This is a genomic window from Bartonella sp. AP280QHHD (assembly GCF_042196125.1).
In the GTDB taxonomy this organism is placed as follows: Bacteria; Pseudomonadota; Alphaproteobacteria; order Rhizobiales; family Rhizobiaceae; genus Bartonella.
The window spans coordinates 294,210-312,721 of record NZ_JBHIPQ010000038.1 but is presented as its reverse complement, the minus strand read 5'-3'; the positions used below and the strand labels follow the sequence as shown (position 1 = coordinate 312,721).

7 protein-coding genes, 3 tRNA genes and 1 pseudogene are annotated in these 18,512 nt (G+C 35.7%); 4 read left to right on the top strand and 7 right to left on the bottom strand.

Annotation, left to right across the window (positions count from 1 at the left end; translation table 11 throughout):
- Nucleotides 1-1,328: 1,328 nt before the first annotated feature.
- Together ACFIMK_RS06135 and ACFIMK_RS06130 are read left to right on the top strand one after the other, a co-directional pair.
- Nucleotides 1,329-2,555: an MFS transporter gene (locus ACFIMK_RS06135; protein ID WP_375638170.1), complete on the top strand. Its 1,227-nt coding sequence runs from the start codon at nt 1,329-1,331 to the stop codon at nt 2,553-2,555.
- 824 nt (nt 2,556-3,379) lie between these two features.
- Nucleotides 3,380-3,951, top strand: a pseudogene (locus ACFIMK_RS06130) (integrase); the annotation flags it as partial.
- A gap of 680 nt (nt 3,952-4,631) precedes the next feature.
- On the opposite strand, the gene ACFIMK_RS06125 reads toward ACFIMK_RS06130, so the two are convergent.
- The 4 genes from ACFIMK_RS06125 to rplU form a co-directional block, all read right to left on the bottom strand.
- Nucleotides 4,632-4,721, bottom strand: a tRNA-Ser gene (locus ACFIMK_RS06125).
- A gap of 1,271 nt (nt 4,722-5,992) precedes the next feature.
- Nucleotides 5,993-8,524 carry a phosphoenolpyruvate--protein phosphotransferase gene (ptsP, locus tag ACFIMK_RS06120; protein ID WP_375638169.1) on the bottom strand — a complete coding sequence of 844 codons (2,532 nt, stop codon included), beginning with the start codon at nt 8,522-8,524 and terminating at the stop codon, nt 5,993-5,995.
- Nucleotides 8,525-9,929: 1,405 nt separating this feature from the next.
- Nucleotides 9,930-10,199: a 50S ribosomal protein L27 gene (gene rpmA / locus ACFIMK_RS06115; protein WP_100130483.1), complete on the bottom strand. Its 270-nt coding sequence runs from the start codon at nt 10,197-10,199 to the stop codon at nt 9,930-9,932.
- A 12-nt stretch (nt 10,200-10,211) separates the two neighbouring features.
- Nucleotides 10,212-10,691, bottom strand: a complete 480-nt coding sequence (gene rplU / locus ACFIMK_RS06110) for a 50S ribosomal protein L21 (RefSeq protein WP_375629522.1) — start codon at nt 10,689-10,691, stop codon at nt 10,212-10,214.
- A gap of 285 nt (nt 10,692-10,976) precedes the next feature.
- Here rplU and ACFIMK_RS06105 point away from each other — a divergent pair.
- Nucleotides 10,977-11,066 (top strand) — tRNA-Ser (locus ACFIMK_RS06105).
- Nucleotides 11,067-11,383: 317 nt separating this feature from the next.
- On the opposite strand, the gene pgi is transcribed toward ACFIMK_RS06105, so the two are convergent.
- From pgi to ACFIMK_RS06090, 3 genes are all read right to left on the bottom strand, one after another.
- A complete protein-coding gene (gene pgi / locus ACFIMK_RS06100) occupies nt 11,384-13,048 on the bottom strand; it encodes a glucose-6-phosphate isomerase (RefSeq protein WP_375628411.1) in 1,665 nt (554 codons plus the stop codon).
- A 189-nt stretch (nt 13,049-13,237) separates the two neighbouring features.
- Nucleotides 13,238-16,372, bottom strand: a complete 3,135-nt coding sequence (locus tag ACFIMK_RS06095) for an efflux RND transporter permease subunit (RefSeq protein ID WP_375628413.1) — start codon at nt 16,370-16,372, stop codon at nt 13,238-13,240.
- Nucleotides 16,369-17,508: an efflux RND transporter periplasmic adaptor subunit gene (locus ACFIMK_RS06090; protein ID WP_375628415.1), complete on the bottom strand. Its 1,140-nt coding sequence runs from the start codon at nt 17,506-17,508 to the stop codon at nt 16,369-16,371. The genes ACFIMK_RS06095 and ACFIMK_RS06090 overlap by 4 nt, the downstream gene beginning before the upstream one ends.
- Nucleotides 17,509-17,877: 369 nt before the next feature.
- Here ACFIMK_RS06090 and ACFIMK_RS06085 point away from each other — a divergent pair.
- A tRNA-Arg gene (locus ACFIMK_RS06085) sits at nt 17,878-17,954 on the top strand.
- The last annotated feature ends 558 nt before the right edge of the window (nt 17,955-18,512 follow it).

Below are 18,512 nucleotides of genomic sequence, written 5' to 3'. Positions count from 1 at the left end.
CTCCTTATTTTAAGAAAATATAGCAAACTCCAAAATAGAGAATGGACGCAATATTTTCTGCAAGGCAACACTATTGAATCCCTACCTTTCTCATATCATCTAATGAAACACGATAATGACTAAGTTTTCTAAAATTAAATTAAATAAAAATATTTATGATATATTAAAAATGATACTGCCAAAACAAGGCTCGATAGAGATTCAAAGGGATTTTCCAAAAAATACATAGAATGCAGTGTGTATGTATAAAACTTCTCAGGATGATCGTGTTAATAGCAATGTTTAGGGAAGCCTTTTGGGGAAAGATTTTACAGCAATTATGAGTATCTCTAGAATGAAAAGCGCTGACTTTTAGAACAGAGAGAAACATTGATTATAACAGTTTATTAGGCTAAACGCAGAATATTTATCCTAATAATGGATGGTTAAATTATAACGGGATAGTTTTTTGATAATCATAAAGAAAAAGGTATAGAGCGTGTTTCTTTTAGTTAAGGAAGAGTATTGCTCATTTTTTTTCTAAAAGTAAGCAAATTCAAAGATAATTTTTTGTTCTTATAGTGGTGAGAAAATAATTGTCGAAGTCAGTGAAGGGGAGATTCCAATAGATTGTTACAAAGTTTAATAAAAGTTGGAATACTTAAAAATTCTTTAGTTTCTATTATGATTTAAGAATACCAGGTTAGGATATGGAGAATTCAAGAGCTCAAAACTTTGTGATAATATTGGTTTAGAATTACATCTTGTTCATTCAGACGAGATGAGCCAATTATTATATGTCACAGAGACATATGGGTGGAAAATTAAAAAAAAGCTTATCCAGAATCTGACTTAAAGGTTATTGGAACTTTAGTAGTAAGATTGGCTTGGTCTCATGTTGCTCAAAAATTAGCAACCAATCTTGTTGTGACTAGACTAAATTTGGAAGATCTGCTCACTGAGCGTTTTTATAATATTATGAAATGATAAAAATATTAATATCTCTTCTTGTCTCGGACATGAAGCCGGTGCTATTTGTATTTATTATCCGTTGCACCATTGTCCGAAATATATTTTAAGTGGTTGTCACTTGAAATATGCCTTGGAAAATTATTTGGCAAGAGAGCGTACCTATATGTATTGGAAAGTAATTTCCTATTATTTATCTCAATCTATAGGTACAACGTTACCAAGTATAGAATTCATGCTGACAGATGACTTTCAAAAAATAAGTGCCTATAACGCATTTGAACTAAACTTTTATGAAAAATTCGGATTAAGTACCGAGCTACATTTGACAACAGAGGAAATCACAAAATGGTTTAGTGCTCTGTCTGGGATCATAAAAAATGTTGCGTAATTCCGTCTTTCTTATGATTTTGATTGGAAGTTTGACAAGTTTCTGTACGAGTGGTGTATTATCTATCGGCCTTTCTTTATTACAATTCCAAGATACAACTGGAGAAGCATCTGCTGCTTTAAATGTCGTTAATTTAATCGCAATTGGAATTGCTGGCTTATGTTTGGGAAATGTGTTGGTGCACTATCAAGGCTTTATAATTGGGTTTTATAGCCAAATTATTTGCGCTTGTTTATTGTCTTTCTTATTATTCATAAACAACTCAATGCTTATTTTATTTGTGTTTTTCTTACTCGCTCTACTGATGGGGGCTGATAATCCAAATAACAATAGTGCCTTGAATCTGCTGGTTCCAGCTCCCAAACAAAAAGCTGGAATTTTTGCATTTTATACTAGTTGCTGTCAGTTTTTTGTTATTATATCCCCGTTGCTTATATATTTTATAATTGCGCATTTGGGGCACAAAATAGCCATAGCCTTTATTGTATTTATCTATCTTTTGAATGCCAGCTTATGGTTTCGTATAAAGTCTATACAACACCTAAACAGAGTAAAAGAGCTATTAAAAACGCCATCTCAAAAGGCTTATGGAATTGGTTTTAGATGCCTTTGGCGGATTTCTGCGTTGCGGTTTTTAACGATTAATCGTATTTTGAATAATTCTCTCTATACGGGGCCTATTGTTTTATTGCCACTTGTTCTTGCTTCTATAACATCAGATAATATAAAATTTACAGCTATTCAAAATTCTATTTTTGCTTTGTCAGCACTGGGTTTTGTGATCAATGGTCTTATCTCATCTTATTATTTACGGAAATTTCCATCTTTAATTCGTTTTTTTGTATGGGGGGCACCGGCTTTTGCCGTGATCGCAATCTCTTTTGTTTTATATTTAAATTTTACTCAATATTCCCTTTATATTATGGGATTTTTATTAGGTATTGGGCAATTTTATTTTAGGATATCGGGAATAACAATTGGACAAGCTATCACACCTAGTGAAAATTTAGCCGAGGTGATTTTGGCAGGCGATGCCAGTGTACGCATCATAACAGCTTTATTCTCTATTGTACTTTTATATGCAGGAAAATTTTTTTCATTTTCTATATTATACGTCCTGTGTGTATTTATAGGCTTTTGCGCACCTTTATTTATTTTACAGGGGCTATCCATTTACCTAAAAGGCCTTAGCCATAAAAAAGCGTTGCATGAATGATATTCAATTATTACGCCAACCTTTATTCTGATTATAGTAATAGATAAATATTCATGATATTAATTTTAAATGAGCACATTGCACAAGAAAAACTGAAGTTTTTGTTACCTCTGGTGTAGATAAAACGAATTTAGCCCGTTAATAAACGAAATTGCAAATAGCTCTATGATCACCATTGATTCTAAAGCTTTAAGTTGGTGATAATGGTAAAAATCATTCAATAATATTCGAAAAAATATTTTATGCTGCATCAGATAATCTAAAGAGGGAAAGGAGATAAAAATTATAAAACTTATGGAAATCCAACACAAATTTTTAGGGACACATAATGACAAACAAAAGCTATGCTTGAATGATCTCTTGGCTTCATCGGTTGAGTGACGGTGCATTTCTCCATTATGGTCGATTGATAGAGTTTTCCTGTTAAGTTTGAGCATACTGAACGTAACCACATGGTCAAGATTCCTCCTTCCAATGTGGCCAACTTTGATCATAAAGTAGATTCTCACCTGATGAAAATTGATTGCAGAAATGCAGCTTCGTGAATAAACAAGAAAAAAAAGTAAACATACGACCCATCAACTATTGGACAAGACATTGATTTATAATGATAATATATCGTTATTCATATTGAATTAAAGACCCGAATATCGTAAGATTTCCTCATTTCAAATCTATGTATGTTGAATCAATTAAAATCACTTGTTTACACACCACAAGCAAGACTAGCATGTAGGTAAAAAACTATTAAGAAAAGACTAAAAATACCTCTCATGAATCGTCTTAAGTACTAAGGGCTGTCGCAACATCCACGAGCTGGCAAAATGTGTGATGGTGCCGGCTTGCTCTTTCATAAACTTAAAGATGGCACTGCTCAATAGCTTTATCGTTATACCATTCACGGACATCGCCGTAAAATGGGCCTGGGTGCTCTTTGAGAGATGTTTCTTTTAAAAAACCGTGAATTGGCAAACCAATGGCGTTCTGTTTTACGTGAGGGGTGTTCCCTCATTCAAGAACGCAATAAAAAAAAGCATGAATCAATGCATAATCTTCATTATTTAAAATATATTACTTGAGATCTTTAAAAGTCGTAAAGCAGAATTAAAAGGAGATGGGAAGTGTTTTCTATCCTTAAAACTTCATATTCTCTCTAAATTAGGCTATCTGCTCGTTTTAGAAATTACCCAAAGAGATATATAACACATTTGCTCCTATTTGGCATACAAAATCTGAAACAGCAGAGAAAGCACTCATCCGCCTTAATCCTTGTCTAAAACATGCTGCGGCATTAGATGTAGATGTTTATTTACAAGCAATAACAAAAGCGCAGACTTTGTTAGGGAAACAACGCCATAAAACACAAAACTTTCCAGAAATGGATTGGAGAGCCATCAGTCAAAGCTCCTTGTGCTCATTTTTGGAGATCGCACTCAAAAACAGTATCAGACAATGGTTACCAACTGGTTAAAAACGGTGTTCTCGCAATTCGTAAAACCAAATGATAAATATCACTGCCCTACATCAGCCGCTATAAAATACAAACAATTTAAAATTGAATTTACAGCAGAAAAAATGCTGTTTGTGTCCTGTAGAAATGCCAAAAACAGCGAAAACCGGAACACTTAAAGATGAAAATCTGAAAAAACAACTCTGTAGGTAGCCTTACAAGCACTGGACAAGATCAATGTCCCCATGGGAGAAATACAATAAAAAACAAAATTTGACTAACAAGTCCAAACAAACTTTCAATCTCTCGGAAGATCCAATTTCCTTGTCTCAAAAAATATTATAAACCCTTCTTTACCCTTCACGCAGTTGTAGAGCCCGCTCGTTAACAATGCTATACTATTAGATAGACACGAACTGCCCTGTTCACAAGCGATTGATGTTTCTTGTCTAAAGATTCCGCACTTCCTGTTTCCAAGTACAAATCTTTTCAGAAAAGAAGCAATAAAAGAAAAATTAAAGAGTTTTTATAGAGATCCGATCAACAAAAAATATCAAAAAATTTCGTACATTCTAGGATTTAAAGGTTATGTGATAAAATCTATATAAAGGTTTGTTTATCATCAATGGCGGAGAGAGAGGGATTCGAACCCTCGATATGGTTTCCCATATACACGCGTTCCAGGCGTGCGCCTTCAACCACTCGGCCACCTCTCCAGAAGTTCGCACTATACCCAGAAAGAAATAACGTGCAAGTCTAAACTATACATTCAAAACCCAAAAAACAAATTCATTTATTAAAGTAAGAGCTTTTATCTGTTGAATAACAAGCACATCCCTTCTTTTTAAGAAAAAACTTTTTTCGTGGATAGGTTTGTAGAATACAATAATGAGAATAAAAAGATTGTCACCAGTTATAAACTTTCATGCTCATTTACGCACTTTCTGCTTCACAAAAAAATACTTCTCTTAAAATTGGCATACAGTCCATAGTTTTACACAACCAAATAATTAAAATCACTTACTTATACGTCATAGGAAGGGATGGTATGTGGGGGAAGAACATTTTAAGAGAGGATAAGCGGCTCTTATGCATTTTCTTAAATAGCACGAATTTTTGCAACATTGAGAGCTGTAAAATAGTGTGATGGTATCAGTTTTCTCTTTCATAGGATTACATAATAAGCCCTATTCTAAATCCTCTATTCAATTTCACACTTCTATATTTAGTTGATACTAAAGAAAATAAAATTCAGAAAAAACTTTGCATTTTTAATTTAATATGTATGAATATATTTTATTTTCTAAAATGAAAAAATAGTCTCATTTTGATCAAATACAAAATCATAAAAATGCAAACCTGTTTTCATTTTTACCATATATTTTTAAATTCAGCGTTACAGTTTTCAAAATATCTAAAGTAGTCTCCATTATTAAAAAAAAATTACGTATTACTTCATACTTTTGATTATCGCATTCTTTAAGTGGGATATGGTCTCATAACAAAACAGAATACTCTAAAAATATATTTTCTTTCTCATCCACACGTTTGTTAAAAAACATCTCTTAAAGCTTGTCACATCTACCTCATACGGTGTCTATGAGTGGTATAAAATCTATTGGATAGCATCATCTTTTCTTAAATAAAAAGGAAAAGCCAAGTACGATCACGCTATTTATCCCCTAATGTTGCAACATCCCCTGCTATTTAAGAGAATGCATAAAAGGCATTTATTCTTTCCTAAAGTGTTTTTATCCATACATTACTCCTCCTTGTAATGTATAAAAGAATAATTTTATTAATTTAATATAGAGAAATTTAAAACGAAAAAACCTTACGATATTTAGAGTTCTCATTATGTAAAACGATAAATTACCATTATAAATTAATATGTTGTTAATAATCGTCTTAAAGGATAATGTTTTACAGCACTAAAGATCTGATTACTCTGCAAAATGAGCTCGTTCTTTTCCCTTAATGTTCTTTATCACCTTATATCCTTGCTTAGAGCACGTACAGCTCGTGCAGTTTCACATTGTAATGCTTTTTGTGCTAAAATTTTCATATCTTCAAAACTATGAGTCTGTAAACACGCCTTTACTGGAGAAATATCGCAAGATATCATAGAAAGCTCATGAATTCCCAATCCAGTCAAAATCATTGCACCAAAAGGATCTCCAGCCATACCACCACATACACTAACCCAACACTTATGTTGTGCAGCTCCTTGAATAGTCTGATAAATCATACGCAAAACTGCTGGATCAAGGCTATCAGCTTCAGACACAAGGTACGGACTTTGCCGATCAACAGCCATTGTATACTGTGTTAGGTCATTGGTTCCAATTGAAAAAAAATCAACATGGGCGCTTAATACATCTGCCATAATGGCCGCTGCTGGAACTTCGATCATAATACCAAGTTTTAATTTTGGTGCATCAACATCGTTGCGGATTTCCTCTGCAATCTTTTTTATAGCGACAATCTCTGAAACAGACATGACCATCGGAAACACAATCCATAGATCTCCACCCTCTTTTGCCGCTCGATATAAAGCACGTAATTGAGGCACCAAAAGATCACGTCGACGTAACAAAAGCCGCGTTCCTCGAACACCTAAAAAAGGATTGTCCTCTTTAGATAAATGTAAATGCGTAACCTGTTTATCTCCACCAATATCAAGTGCACGAATAATTAATGGCTTATCTCCTACAGCTGTAATCATCGCCCGATATATATTAAATTGTAGCTCTTCATCCGGAATATATGGATTCTCTAAAAACAAAAATTCCGTGCGCATGAGTCCAACACCTTCAGCCCCTAAATCAAGCGCAACAGGAACCTGATTTGCGTAGTTGACATTAGCCATGATACGAATTCTTTGACCATCTGTCGTTTGCGCTGGTAATCTACATGCATTTATTTCACTGACACGTTTTTGCGCAACAGTATCAATATGCCTTTGAGCATCTTCAACGTCTTCAAGCGTAGGATTAAGGTAAATAAACCCGTTATCGCCATCAATAATAGCCTGAATATCAGACTGAATTGCTAAAATATCATCACCTGCAGCAACAACCATTGGAATACCAAGAGTACGCGCCAAAATAGCTGTATGAGATAATGGACCTCCCCATGCTGTTGCTAATCCTTTTACCCTTGTACAATCAAGTTGTGCTACATCAGAAGGAGAAAGGTCATTTGTAACCAGAATTACACCATGTGGAATATCATTTAAAAAGAACGATCTATAGGATGGATTGATTTCACCTAAAACACGTCGACCAACATCAACTAAATTAACAGCACGTGCTGCTAACAAAGGATTATCTACCTTAAAAAACATATCTGAAAATTGACGAACCGCTCTATCCCAAGACCAAGCGACACCATGACCTTCCGCTATAAAACGACAAGCTTGAGCTATTAAATTTTCATCTTCAAGCAAAACCATTTGCGCAGAAAAAATCGCAGCAGAATCTGCTCCCATACGCACTGTAATATCAGAAATCACAGATGCCATTTTATGTTTTGTTTTTGTAAGAGCATTTTCAAGACATGCTGCACCAGCTGCAAAATCAATTGGCTGATCTATTATGGAAATATCATTTTGCCTTAAAACAAAAATCTTACCAAATGCTAATCCTGAACTCGCTCCAACACCAGAAATGCCTTTTTGCATAGAGCGTGGATACCAACCATGAAAAGCCTTTGTTTGAGATTCCATTGCTCTCATCAGACATTTTTCACTAATACTCACTTTTTTTGCAATAGCAATGGCATCATTGAGAAGTTGTGCTCCTTCTGCAGCATCTGTAGAAAAAATCAGAACATCACCGTTTTTTGCTCCTAATTGCAATAAACCAACCAAATTTTTCATTTCAACGGTATATTGACCATGGCGAACTCTGATGGAACTTTGAGCCTTTTTCGCAAAATCAACCCAAAGAGAAGCTGGTCGTGCATGAAGACCACTTGGATAATCTAAAGTCCATTCCTGACACACAGAAAGGTCACCAATAAAAGTTTTTTCTATCTTCATATTTTGGTCAAACAAAGTTGTAACAATTTGTTGTTTGTCCATAGTTGTTGCAAGTACTTCAAGCTGTTTTTTATCAAATAAAAGAGACGTCAATTTTTTACAAATTTCTCTATAGCGATCTGGACACGCTGCAATGGCAATAACCAAATATGCTTTCTTGCCATCCTGCCACTCAACACCAGCAGGAACCTGTATAACAGCAACAGCATCCTTGATAATTAAATCACGATTTTCAGCCATACCATGAGGAATGGCTATACCATTTCCAAGCCAAGTATTGGTTGTTTCTTCACGTGCAAGCATGCTTGCCAGATAACACTTATCAACTGCACCAACCTGCACAAGCAATTCAGCAGCAGCATAAATTGCATCATTTTTATGATCAAAAGCAGCTGCAAGTTGTACAGATCTTATAGACAAGATTTCACCATCAGCAAAATCTACATTCATTGCTTCTGCTTTCTCATATCTCATCATGAATTCAAATTGCCTCACATTTGAACACCAATATCTCTGACACATTCCTTTTCAAAGCTGCATTTCCCAAAATACAAGCTATAAATACCACCACAGCTTTATTTATATTTTACGGAATATAGCTAAGTGAGGTGCTTAAATACCTCAATATAACCGATAAAACAATTGGATATTATTATCTAGCGAAGTGCTTAAAACCATTATAAGCAAATCTACCTCTTACTCTTTTACTTTACAAAGACAAAACCCCATTTTCTACAGAACCAATCACCTGAAAAACTATGTTTTCGAAACGCTCTCATTATCCTAAGTTATTCAACATAACTTTTCATTATTTTTCCTACAAGAAAGCATCCTTCCCAATCATCCGTAACTTCAGCTAATATTTTGATTGATTCCTCAAAGTTTATTTAACCTATTATCCCTCTTTATAAATTCATTACATAATTACAAATTGCTCCATGCAACTTATCATCTTTAAAATTCCGTGCTGCCCATCTTATGATATCAAACCCTCGATATATAATATTTATATATTTTAAGCTACACCTTTACTTCAATCAATATCGTAAATACACAATGCCCTCTGTCGCACATTTGCAAAGTACGACACCCTCCAAGCACCATCACCAACAACTAAAATCAAGAAAAACTCTACAAATAAGATAAATAAAGTAAAAAATGAAACGCAATTATTGCCTTAACTCTAGCTCTTATGCTTGTTTATTTTCAACAATACACAATAATAGTGAAATCAGAAAAAATATTCTTGAAGGGCGCTGATTGCACGTTGGTTATTTTTATATCTTTAAACACCGTCCTCCTTAAAAATATAATTTCACTCTCGATTTACCGAAAATTCCTTAATGCACGTCACTTTCAAAGTCGTTTTGACTACCTTTTTATGGATTTTTTATCCCTATGTCTTTTTAAATGAATAGCCCCACCTATCCACACTACCACCTAAAAACAGTATGACAACTCATCAATACCACAATGCCGATAAAAAGATCCATCTTTATCAAAATGATTACATCAATAATGCTCTCATTAAATTTCTCATAATTTTCTGAAAACAAACTGCTTCTCTTATAAGAAATTACTCGACGCTTCTTCATACATAAAAAGAAAGTCTCTCCTCACTATTATTATACAGAAACTTATCAACAAATTCTATCATAATATCAATATGTTCAGTACTAAATACTAACATAACAGCGCAGAAACTTTTTCCCTCATTGAGAAAAGCCATTTCCTCAATTGTACCTTTTTCGTATATCTTCTACATTTATTATAGTACCAACGCAAAAAGGGAAAGATAAGACTCTATCTTTCCCTTTTAATACTTATAAAACCACAACTATAATTCAATGAAATCCTGTTGATTTCTAGAGAGTGTTACAGATTACTCTGCTGCCTCCAGCATAGGAATGACTGAAACATAGGAACGATTACCCGCTTTGCGTTGAAAAGAAACCTTTCCATTTGATAATGCAAAAAGCGTATGATCTTTTCCAATACCAACATTGTTACCAGGATGCCAACGTGTACCACGCTGGCGAATAATAATATTTCCGGCAATAACGGTTTCACCACCAAATTTTTTAACGCCTAGACGTTTCGATTCTGAATCACGACCATTACGCGAGGAACCACCAGCTTTTTTATGTGCCATAGACGCTCTCCTTTAATCTTTCTTACTCTTTGATGCTACAGACGCTTTCTTCTGCGGCGCAGTCTTTTTTTCAACCGTTTTTTTAGCCGTCTTCTCAACAGAAGCAGCAGCTTTTGTTTCTTGTGGTGTAGTTTCTTCTTCTTTTATCGGTTTCGCAGCAACTTTTTTAGGTTTTGAACCACCCATTAAAATTTCTAAAACACGAAGCCTCGTAAATTCTTGACGATGGCCACGCGTGCGTTTAGAATTTTGACGACGGCGCTTCTTAAATGCGATAACCTTGCGCCCACGTGCCTGTTCTAAAATCTCAGCTGTCACCAATGCATCAGCAACGACAGGGGTACCAATAACCGCATTACCTTCTTGCCCAACCATTAATATGTCATTGAATTCAACAACATCACCCGCATTTCCACTAACTTTTTCAACTTTTACCACTTGATTAGCAACAATGCGGTATTGCTTACCACCAGTTTTAATGACTGCGAACATTTTTTATCCTTCCGTTCACTCCAGCTCTTATTTAATTTCTGCCTTGAAATAAGGGAAAATAGGCTGCTTTTTATCAGTCGTAATAGATCCCAAAGAAGGATAAAACCTTCTTCAACACAAATATGCGCAGATTTCCCCACGCTTATATTTTGTATATATGAAGGAATTTCTATTCTCTGTCAATAAAGTCCTATAAAAAAGAAAAAAAGGTTGTACCAAAAACAATTGAAGGTTATCTACCACTTATACACTCAAATAGTGCCGATTTTTGTTTCACTTTATTATGGAGAGATGGCTGAGTGGTTGAAAGCACCGCACTCGAAATGCGGCATAGGGGCAACTCTATCGGGGGTTCAAATCCCTCTCTCTCCGCCACAGTTTATAAAGCGATATTATTAAAACTGTCTTTAATCGTAGCTTTCCGATTGTAGCTTGTCAGCAGGTTTTGTACCAATTTATTTTTTTCGAAGGATTTTAAGGGGGGGCTCAAAGGGTCTTCAAAGACCTCTCAAAGGTCTTTATCGTTTTTGCGAATAAATTCTCATTTTTACAATTTTTGCACTTTTTTGATTTTCTGTTACATAAATCTAATCCAGATAATAAGAGAAGGCATAGTAAAATTAAAGAATTATCTCATATTTCTCCTCCTTCTACTTTTGCTTAGTTAGTACAAAACCTACTGTAAAATTATATTATTTTGCACGTCTTGCTTGAATATGTGCTAGCAACCCTAATGTTGAACTATCACGATTATCCGCTTTACTTTCTCCACGAAGAATTGGTAGTAACTCGTTTGCTAATTCTTTACCAAGTTCAACACCCCATTGATCAAATGAATTAATATTCATTAAAATCCCTTCAACAAAAGTGCGATGTTCATAAAGCGCAATAAGACGACCGAGTGCAAAAGGTGTTAATGAATCTTGAACCAGCGTAATGCTGGGACGGTTTCCTTTAAAACTTCTATGACGTGCTAAATGGTCTGCTTCACCCTCATCAACTCCATTTTTTATCAAGATATGCCGAGCATCTTCAAGACTACGCCCCTTCATCAAGGCTTTTGATTGTGCTAAACCGTTTGCTAGCAACATCTCATACATAGAATGTAATTTTTTCTCATGCCCTTTTATAAATAAAATAAATTCTACAGGAATAATATCTGTTCCTTGATGCAGAAGCTGAAAAAAAGCATGTTGACTATTTGTTCCTGAATCCCCCCAAACAATTGAACCACTTGAAAAACTTAATGGTTTTCCATCCAGCGAGACTTGTTTACCATTTGATTCCATATCAAGCTGTTGTAAATAAGCTGGAAAATGTATTAAACGCTGTGCATAAGGAATGATCGAACGTGATGAATAACCACAAATAACACGATGCCAGAATCCTAAAAGAGCAAAACGAATAGGAATATTTTTATGCAAAGGCATAGTTTTAAAATGTTGATCCATTTGCAAAGCACCATTGAGAAATTGGCGAAAATTTCCACCACCTATTGCAAACATAACAACAAGTCCAATGGCTGACCAAATTGAATAACGTCCTCCAACCCAATTCCAAAATTTAAAAACTCTTGTGGAATCTATGCCAAATTCTGCCACTTTATCAAGCGCACTTGAAACAGCAACAAAATGCGTACAAACGGCTTCTTCTCCTAAATGTGAACAAATCCACTGACGTGCAACTTGAGCATTGACCATTGTTTCAGCCGTTGTAAAAGTTTTAGAAGCAATGACAAACAGCGTTGTTGCTGGATTCAAAATAGAGAGAGTATCAGAAATATGGGCACTGTCAGCATTCGAAACAAAATGACACTGTGGACCATCATGATAAGGTTTTAAAGCATATGTGACCATTGCAGGACCAAGATCAGAACCACCAATACCAATATTGACAATATCACTTATTCTCTCGCCACTGCTTCCCTTATAGCTTCCATCACGCACCTTTTCAGAAAATCTTTCCATATCTTCAAGGACGTCTTGAATATCGCGAATAAGATTATGACCATCCAACATGAAAATTTCATCAGCAGGTAAACGTAATGCAATATGAAGAACTGAGCGTTTTTCAGTTGTATTAATCGCCTTACCAGAAAACATTGCATCACGCCGGCCTAACACATCTGCTGCGACCGCTAAATCATCTAGAAGTTGCAATGTTTTAAATGTCACACCACATTTTGAAAAATCGAAAAGAAGATCATCAAGTCTGAGGGAAAAATGGGAAAAACGCTGTTCATCTTCTACAAAATGCCGACGAATATCATAGACCCCATCCTTTGCGGCATGGTTTCTTAAAGCTTTTAATGTGGCTTCAAAAGCCATTTCATTTCGAATCGAAAAGCTATCTCCCATAAGCTTATCCTATACGGTTATTGATAATGAAATCTATGCCCAAACAATAACAAAGCAGAAAACACCTCCTTTATTGCTCGCTATTTTCACTGCTCACATAAAAATGAAGGAATATACAAAATAAAAGGATAAGATCCGAAAATGATATTTTTACAAGAATAAACTTTCAAATCTTTTCTATCATATACATCATTTAACTTGATTGAGTTCTTTTGTTAAACGTAAATCTTCTTCTGCTTTTGGTCTTATAAAACGCCCTAAAAAAAGATAAACAACCGGTGTGACATAAAGCGTAAAAATAGTTGCTAAACCTAAGCCACCAACGATAACCCAACCTAAGGCTATACGAGCTTCTGCGCCAGCACCTTTGGCCAAAACCAAAGGAATACCTCCTAAAATGGCACAAATCATTGTCATACAAACTGGACGAAGGCGAATGTTTGCTGCTTCTTCTACGGCTTCACGCACGCTTCTTCCCTGATCGCGTAATTGATCTGCAAATTCAACAATGAGAATACCATTTTTTGCCATAACACCAATTAACAAAATTAATCCAATTTGGCTGTAAATATTAAGACTTACACCACTTAATAGCATAGCAATTACAGCACAACCAATCCCTAATGGGACAGTGGCCATAATAATGAATCCTGAAATAAAGCTTTCAAACTGAGCAGCCAAAATCAATAAAATAATCAAAAAGGCAATGCCAAAAACAATCATAAAATTGGAAGATGTTTCATTAAGCGTTTCGGCTTCCCCTAAGGGAACCAAATAGGTTCCTTTTGATAACAAAGGAGAAGCAATTTTCTGTACAGTTTGGTAAGCTTCCCCTAAAGCGATATCTGGAGTAAGATTTGCGCTTAAAATAACAGCACTCATGCGTTTTTCCCGTTTTAATTGAGGAGCAATAGCTTTTTCATGTAAACGCGCAATAACCGATAAAGGAACATATCGATTGTCTTTGGTTTTTAAAAAAATATTTTCTAAATCGCTAGGACTCTTCATAGAATTTGTACGCGATATCAATTTAACATCGTAAGAATGATCATCCACGTTAATGGAACCAATCTTTTTACCATCCAACATTGTTTGTAATGTATCGCCCAAATTGGTGATATCAATCCCTAAATCGGAGGCTTTTTTTCGATTGATTTCAATAAAAAATTGCGGTTGTGTTGCATCAACAGTAAGGCGTGGGCGAATAAAACGCGGATCATCTTGTAAAGCACTTACCAGCTTATCAGCAATGGGTTGTAATATTGCATAATCATTGCCAAGAATTGCAAATTGCAACCCTTGCCCAGTTCCGCTCACACCTAGAGAATTTCCCTGCGCAGCAAACACAAAAACTGCGGGAAACTGTTTAACCTTTGCATTAATATCTTTCACGATTTCTTGCTGACTCCGTAAACGTTTATCCCAAGATGAAAGCAATAAAATCAAAAAAGCAGTATTGGGTGAACCGCCAGCACCCGCAATAGAGTAACTGTTAGCAATCTCCCCTGCATCACGTAATGGCTGTAGACTTGCTTCAATTTGCTCTATTTGCTCGTTCAAATATTGTGTTGAAATACCTTGTGGTCCATTAATAACCAAAAAGATCACAGCTCTGTCTTCTGCTGGCGTTAATTCCTGTTGTAGCTTCGTATAGCCTCCAACACAAAGACCCGCAAAAATAAGTGAAGCAAAAACAACAGCCCAAGGCTTTTCTAAACACTTATGCAAACTGTAAGTATATGCCTTATGAAAAAAATTACCTAATTTATATAAAAAAGCAAAATGATGGGACTTTTCCTCTTTTTCCTCAATATGTTCTTTGAGAAAACGCGAAGCCAACATTGGACAAAGCGTTAAGGCAACAACTGAAGAAAGCAAAATAGAAATTGCCAAAACAAAACCAAATTCTCTAAAAAGACCTCCAACTTGCCCAGGAAGAAAGGAAATAGGAACAAACACAGCCACTAATGTCAATGTTGTTGCTAAAACAGCAAAAAACACTTCACGTGTTCCTATCACCGCTGCTGCTCTGGAACCTAATCCCATATTGCGCCACCGAACAATATTCTCAAGAACAACAATGGCATCATCCACAACAAGCCCTGTTGCTAAAACAAGTCCTAAAAATGTGAGAATATTCAATGAAAACCCTACAAGATAAATAGCCGCAATGGTACCAATCAAAGCGACAGGAAGAGATAAAGCAGGTATCAGCGTTACACGAATGTCTCTGAGAAAAAGAAAAATGACCAAGATAACGCTCAAAATAGCAATGACCAACGCAACTTCAACCTCATGAAGAGCGCTTTTAATAAAAATTGCATCGTCATTAATAACGTCTATATTTACAGAAGAAGGAACAATACTTTTGAGATTATCAACAACGGCTCTCACACCTTCAGAAATATTAAGAGTGTTGGATTGTGCTTTACGCACGATACCTAATCCAATACCTGTCTTTCCATTGATACGAAGAATAACTGTTTCTATATCCGGCGATAAAGTAACATGCGCAACATCACCAAGATGCACATGAGGCTTTAAAACAACTTGTTCAAAAGATTCTGGTGTTGTTAAACGTGCAGTAGCACGTACAACTAAAGTTTGCTTAGAATTGCGTAATGACCCTACTGGCACATCTGTTGTCATATCAGCAAGAACACGTGAAATATCTGCTACAGTTAATCCATAACTTGCAAGTTTTGCTTGATCTATATCAATCTGAAAAATCTTTGTGCGAGCACTATCGACCTGTACATCACCAACACCATCAACAGCAGAAATAGCATCAACAATCTGATCGTTTACAATCGTGGTTAAATCATCAACACTCATTGTTGGTGACGTCACAACCAAATACATCATGGCAGCAGCATTCGAATCTGCTTTAATAATCAAAGGCGAATCCGCATCTTTCGGTAAAGAATAGGTAACACGAGAGAGAGCATCACGAATATCAGATGCTGCAACATTCAAATCAACACCGACATTAAAGTTAATCTTCACACGGGAGCGTCCAAAAGAAGACGTTGAAGAAATCGTCTTAACACCTGAAACACGAGAAACAGCATCTTCTATAACTTTTGTAACTTCACGATCAATTGTTTCTGCCGATGCACCAGAAAACATCGTCACAATCGTTGTTACAGGAGTATCAACATCGGGTAATTCTCTTACATCAACATTTAACCATGCTGCAAATCCTGCAATGATGATCATAGCATTCAAAACAAGAGTAAAAACCGGTCTGCGAATAAATAAGGTAATGAGACCACCTTGCTCCACCTTTGACATAGGCTGTTTTGTGCTCAATTCTTGGCTCATTGTATATCCGTTCCATAACCTACTGATAATTGCTGTTGATGAGACTTTGGATCATCAATAGTTACCTTACTTCCTGGATAAAGCATTTGCACCCCTTGAATGACAACTTGATCACCATTTTCTAGGGGAGCTTTCACGAAAACATGATCGGCTTTATGCTGAATAATTGATACGGGTATAGCCTCTACTTTTCCTTCTCTCACACGCCAAACGAATGACCCTTTACTATTCCATTGAACTGCAAGAGGATTAACGACAGGAAAAGAACCACCATGAAACTGCAAGGAAACAGAAAAGGACATACCAGACATGAGCGTATCTTTTTCATTATTGATTTCAACCTGAACATGAAGTGTGCGACTTTCTGGATCAACGATATTATCAATCGCATAAATATGACCAACAAAAGATCTATCTGGCTGCGCGATTAACGTTGCCGTTACCTCATCTCCTTTATGGATGCGCGACACATATCGTTCAGGGGCCCATATATCGACCAAAATACGTTCTCTATTCTCAATACGGCCTATTACAGTATTAAGGGTCACGTTATTCCCCGCATCAACGGGCAAAATACCAACAACTCCAGGAATCGGTGCTCGAATTGTTCGCCGATCGAGATCTAATTCAGCATTACGCAAAACTAAATTTGCGTTATCCAACTCTAAGCGTGCCATAATTTCTTGAACTTCCGTTGCCGTATTGCTGGCGCGTAATTTAAGAATACGCGAAAGCGTCAACGCATTGTTATCACGTTGCACTTTTGCTTTTGCAGCCGCTATTTCTTCTTTTTTAGAATCAAGCTTTGCAATCACATCATCAGCTTGTACTTTTGTACCCGCTGATACAAAAAGCTTATCAATAACACCTGAGGATAAAGGGGTAAGCTCGACTTCTGCAAGAGCTTTTCCACTCCCAAGAACGTTAAGTTGTTCATAAAGATCTTGAACTTTTACAAGATCAACGACAACATTTACCGGTGGCCTTCCCATTTTTTCATTTGAAGCTTTATCCGATACTCTTGTTTTATCCACCATAGAAATGGGTTGGTCTGCACTCTTTTTTCCAGCCCAATAAGTAACCGTTAAAACAACGATTAAAAACACTAATGGAAAGCTCTTTTTTAATAACGCCATACATCCGCCCTTGCTGTGTCATGTTCATCTGAAATAGTTTTCAACAGTAATATCGGCGTTTTACACAAAAACCCAACAGCGGGTGTATATATCTTACCCCCACCGCAAAAAACACATCTCATCTCTGCTTGACTATCTTTCATAGATTAAAACGTCAAGTTAACTATCGTTCATATTGCTTTGTATAGTCATGACAAAAAAATGTTCATATCAAAACCAACTGAAGCCATAATATATTATATCCTTTTTTAAAATATATCATAAAAAAAGAGAGATTTTTTTTATGACGACTCAAGTTTCACTTGCATTTCTTTAATGAAACGATTAGGAACCCTTTTGTCTTAGACAATGTAAAAAATTGAAATGTATGCACCCGTAGCTCAGCTGGATAGAGCACCAGACTACGAATCTGGGGGTCAGGAGTTCGAATCTCTTCGGGTGCGCCATCTATCAATATCTTACTTATAAAGTCAGACTTTTTAAATTCTTTATTTTGTGATTTATTTTTACCTATCTTTGTATTTTGTTATTTCATTCTGTTGTGAGTCGTTTCTTTAGCCATTTTGCTAGAATAAGATGTTACGAGTCCTTCAATTCAGCTCTAAGTTGCTTTTATTAGCTTATAATCGTAGCGATTGCATGAGTAGCGTATGTTGTTGTTTTCTTTTTTCAATCTATGCGCTTGTTTTTGGTCTCTTCCGGATTATACTCTCTACTCAGTTAGGTAATTTTTTACGTGCTTATTTCTAATTGTTCCATAACTGGATGTTTCTGGATATTTTATTCCTAGCAGTCCCATCTTAAGAGGGACTTCAGATGTGTCGCCATAAATTCCGGTTTACCACCATGTGAAACTTTTTCAGTGTGTTGTTAGAAAGAATAAATAAACTACTTCTCAAACGTACTACTATGAAACACTTATGGTATCCATTAATGTCATCAGCATTTGTTGCAAACCAAAGCTTCTTTTCGCAATATTTTTAATTGAATTAAACGTATTTTTA

What these genes read in the sequence shown, in the direction of transcription:
- ACFIMK_RS06135 (WP_375638170.1), top strand. Translation starts at nt 1,329, where the DNA reads ATGTTGCGTAATTCCGTCTTTCTTATGATTTTGATTGGAAGTTTGACA.
- ptsP (WP_375638169.1), bottom strand. Translation starts at nt 8,524, where the DNA reads ATGATGAGATATGAGAAAGCAGAAGCAATGAATGTAGATTTTGCTGAT.
- rpmA (WP_100130483.1), bottom strand. Translation starts at nt 10,199, where the DNA reads ATGGCACATAAAAAAGCTGGTGGTTCCTCGCGTAATGGTCGTGATTCA.
- rplU (WP_375629522.1), bottom strand. Translation starts at nt 10,691, where the DNA reads ATGTTCGCAGTCATTAAAACTGGTGGTAAGCAATACCGCATTGTTGCT.
- pgi (WP_375628411.1), bottom strand. Translation starts at nt 13,048, where the DNA reads ATGGGAGATAGCTTTTCGATTCGAAATGAAATGGCTTTTGAAGCCACA.
- ACFIMK_RS06095 (WP_375628413.1), bottom strand. Translation starts at nt 16,372, where the DNA reads ATGAGCCAAGAATTGAGCACAAAACAGCCTATGTCAAAGGTGGAGCAA.
- ACFIMK_RS06090 (WP_375628415.1), bottom strand. Translation starts at nt 17,508, where the DNA reads ATGGCGTTATTAAAAAAGAGCTTTCCATTAGTGTTTTTAATCGTTGTT.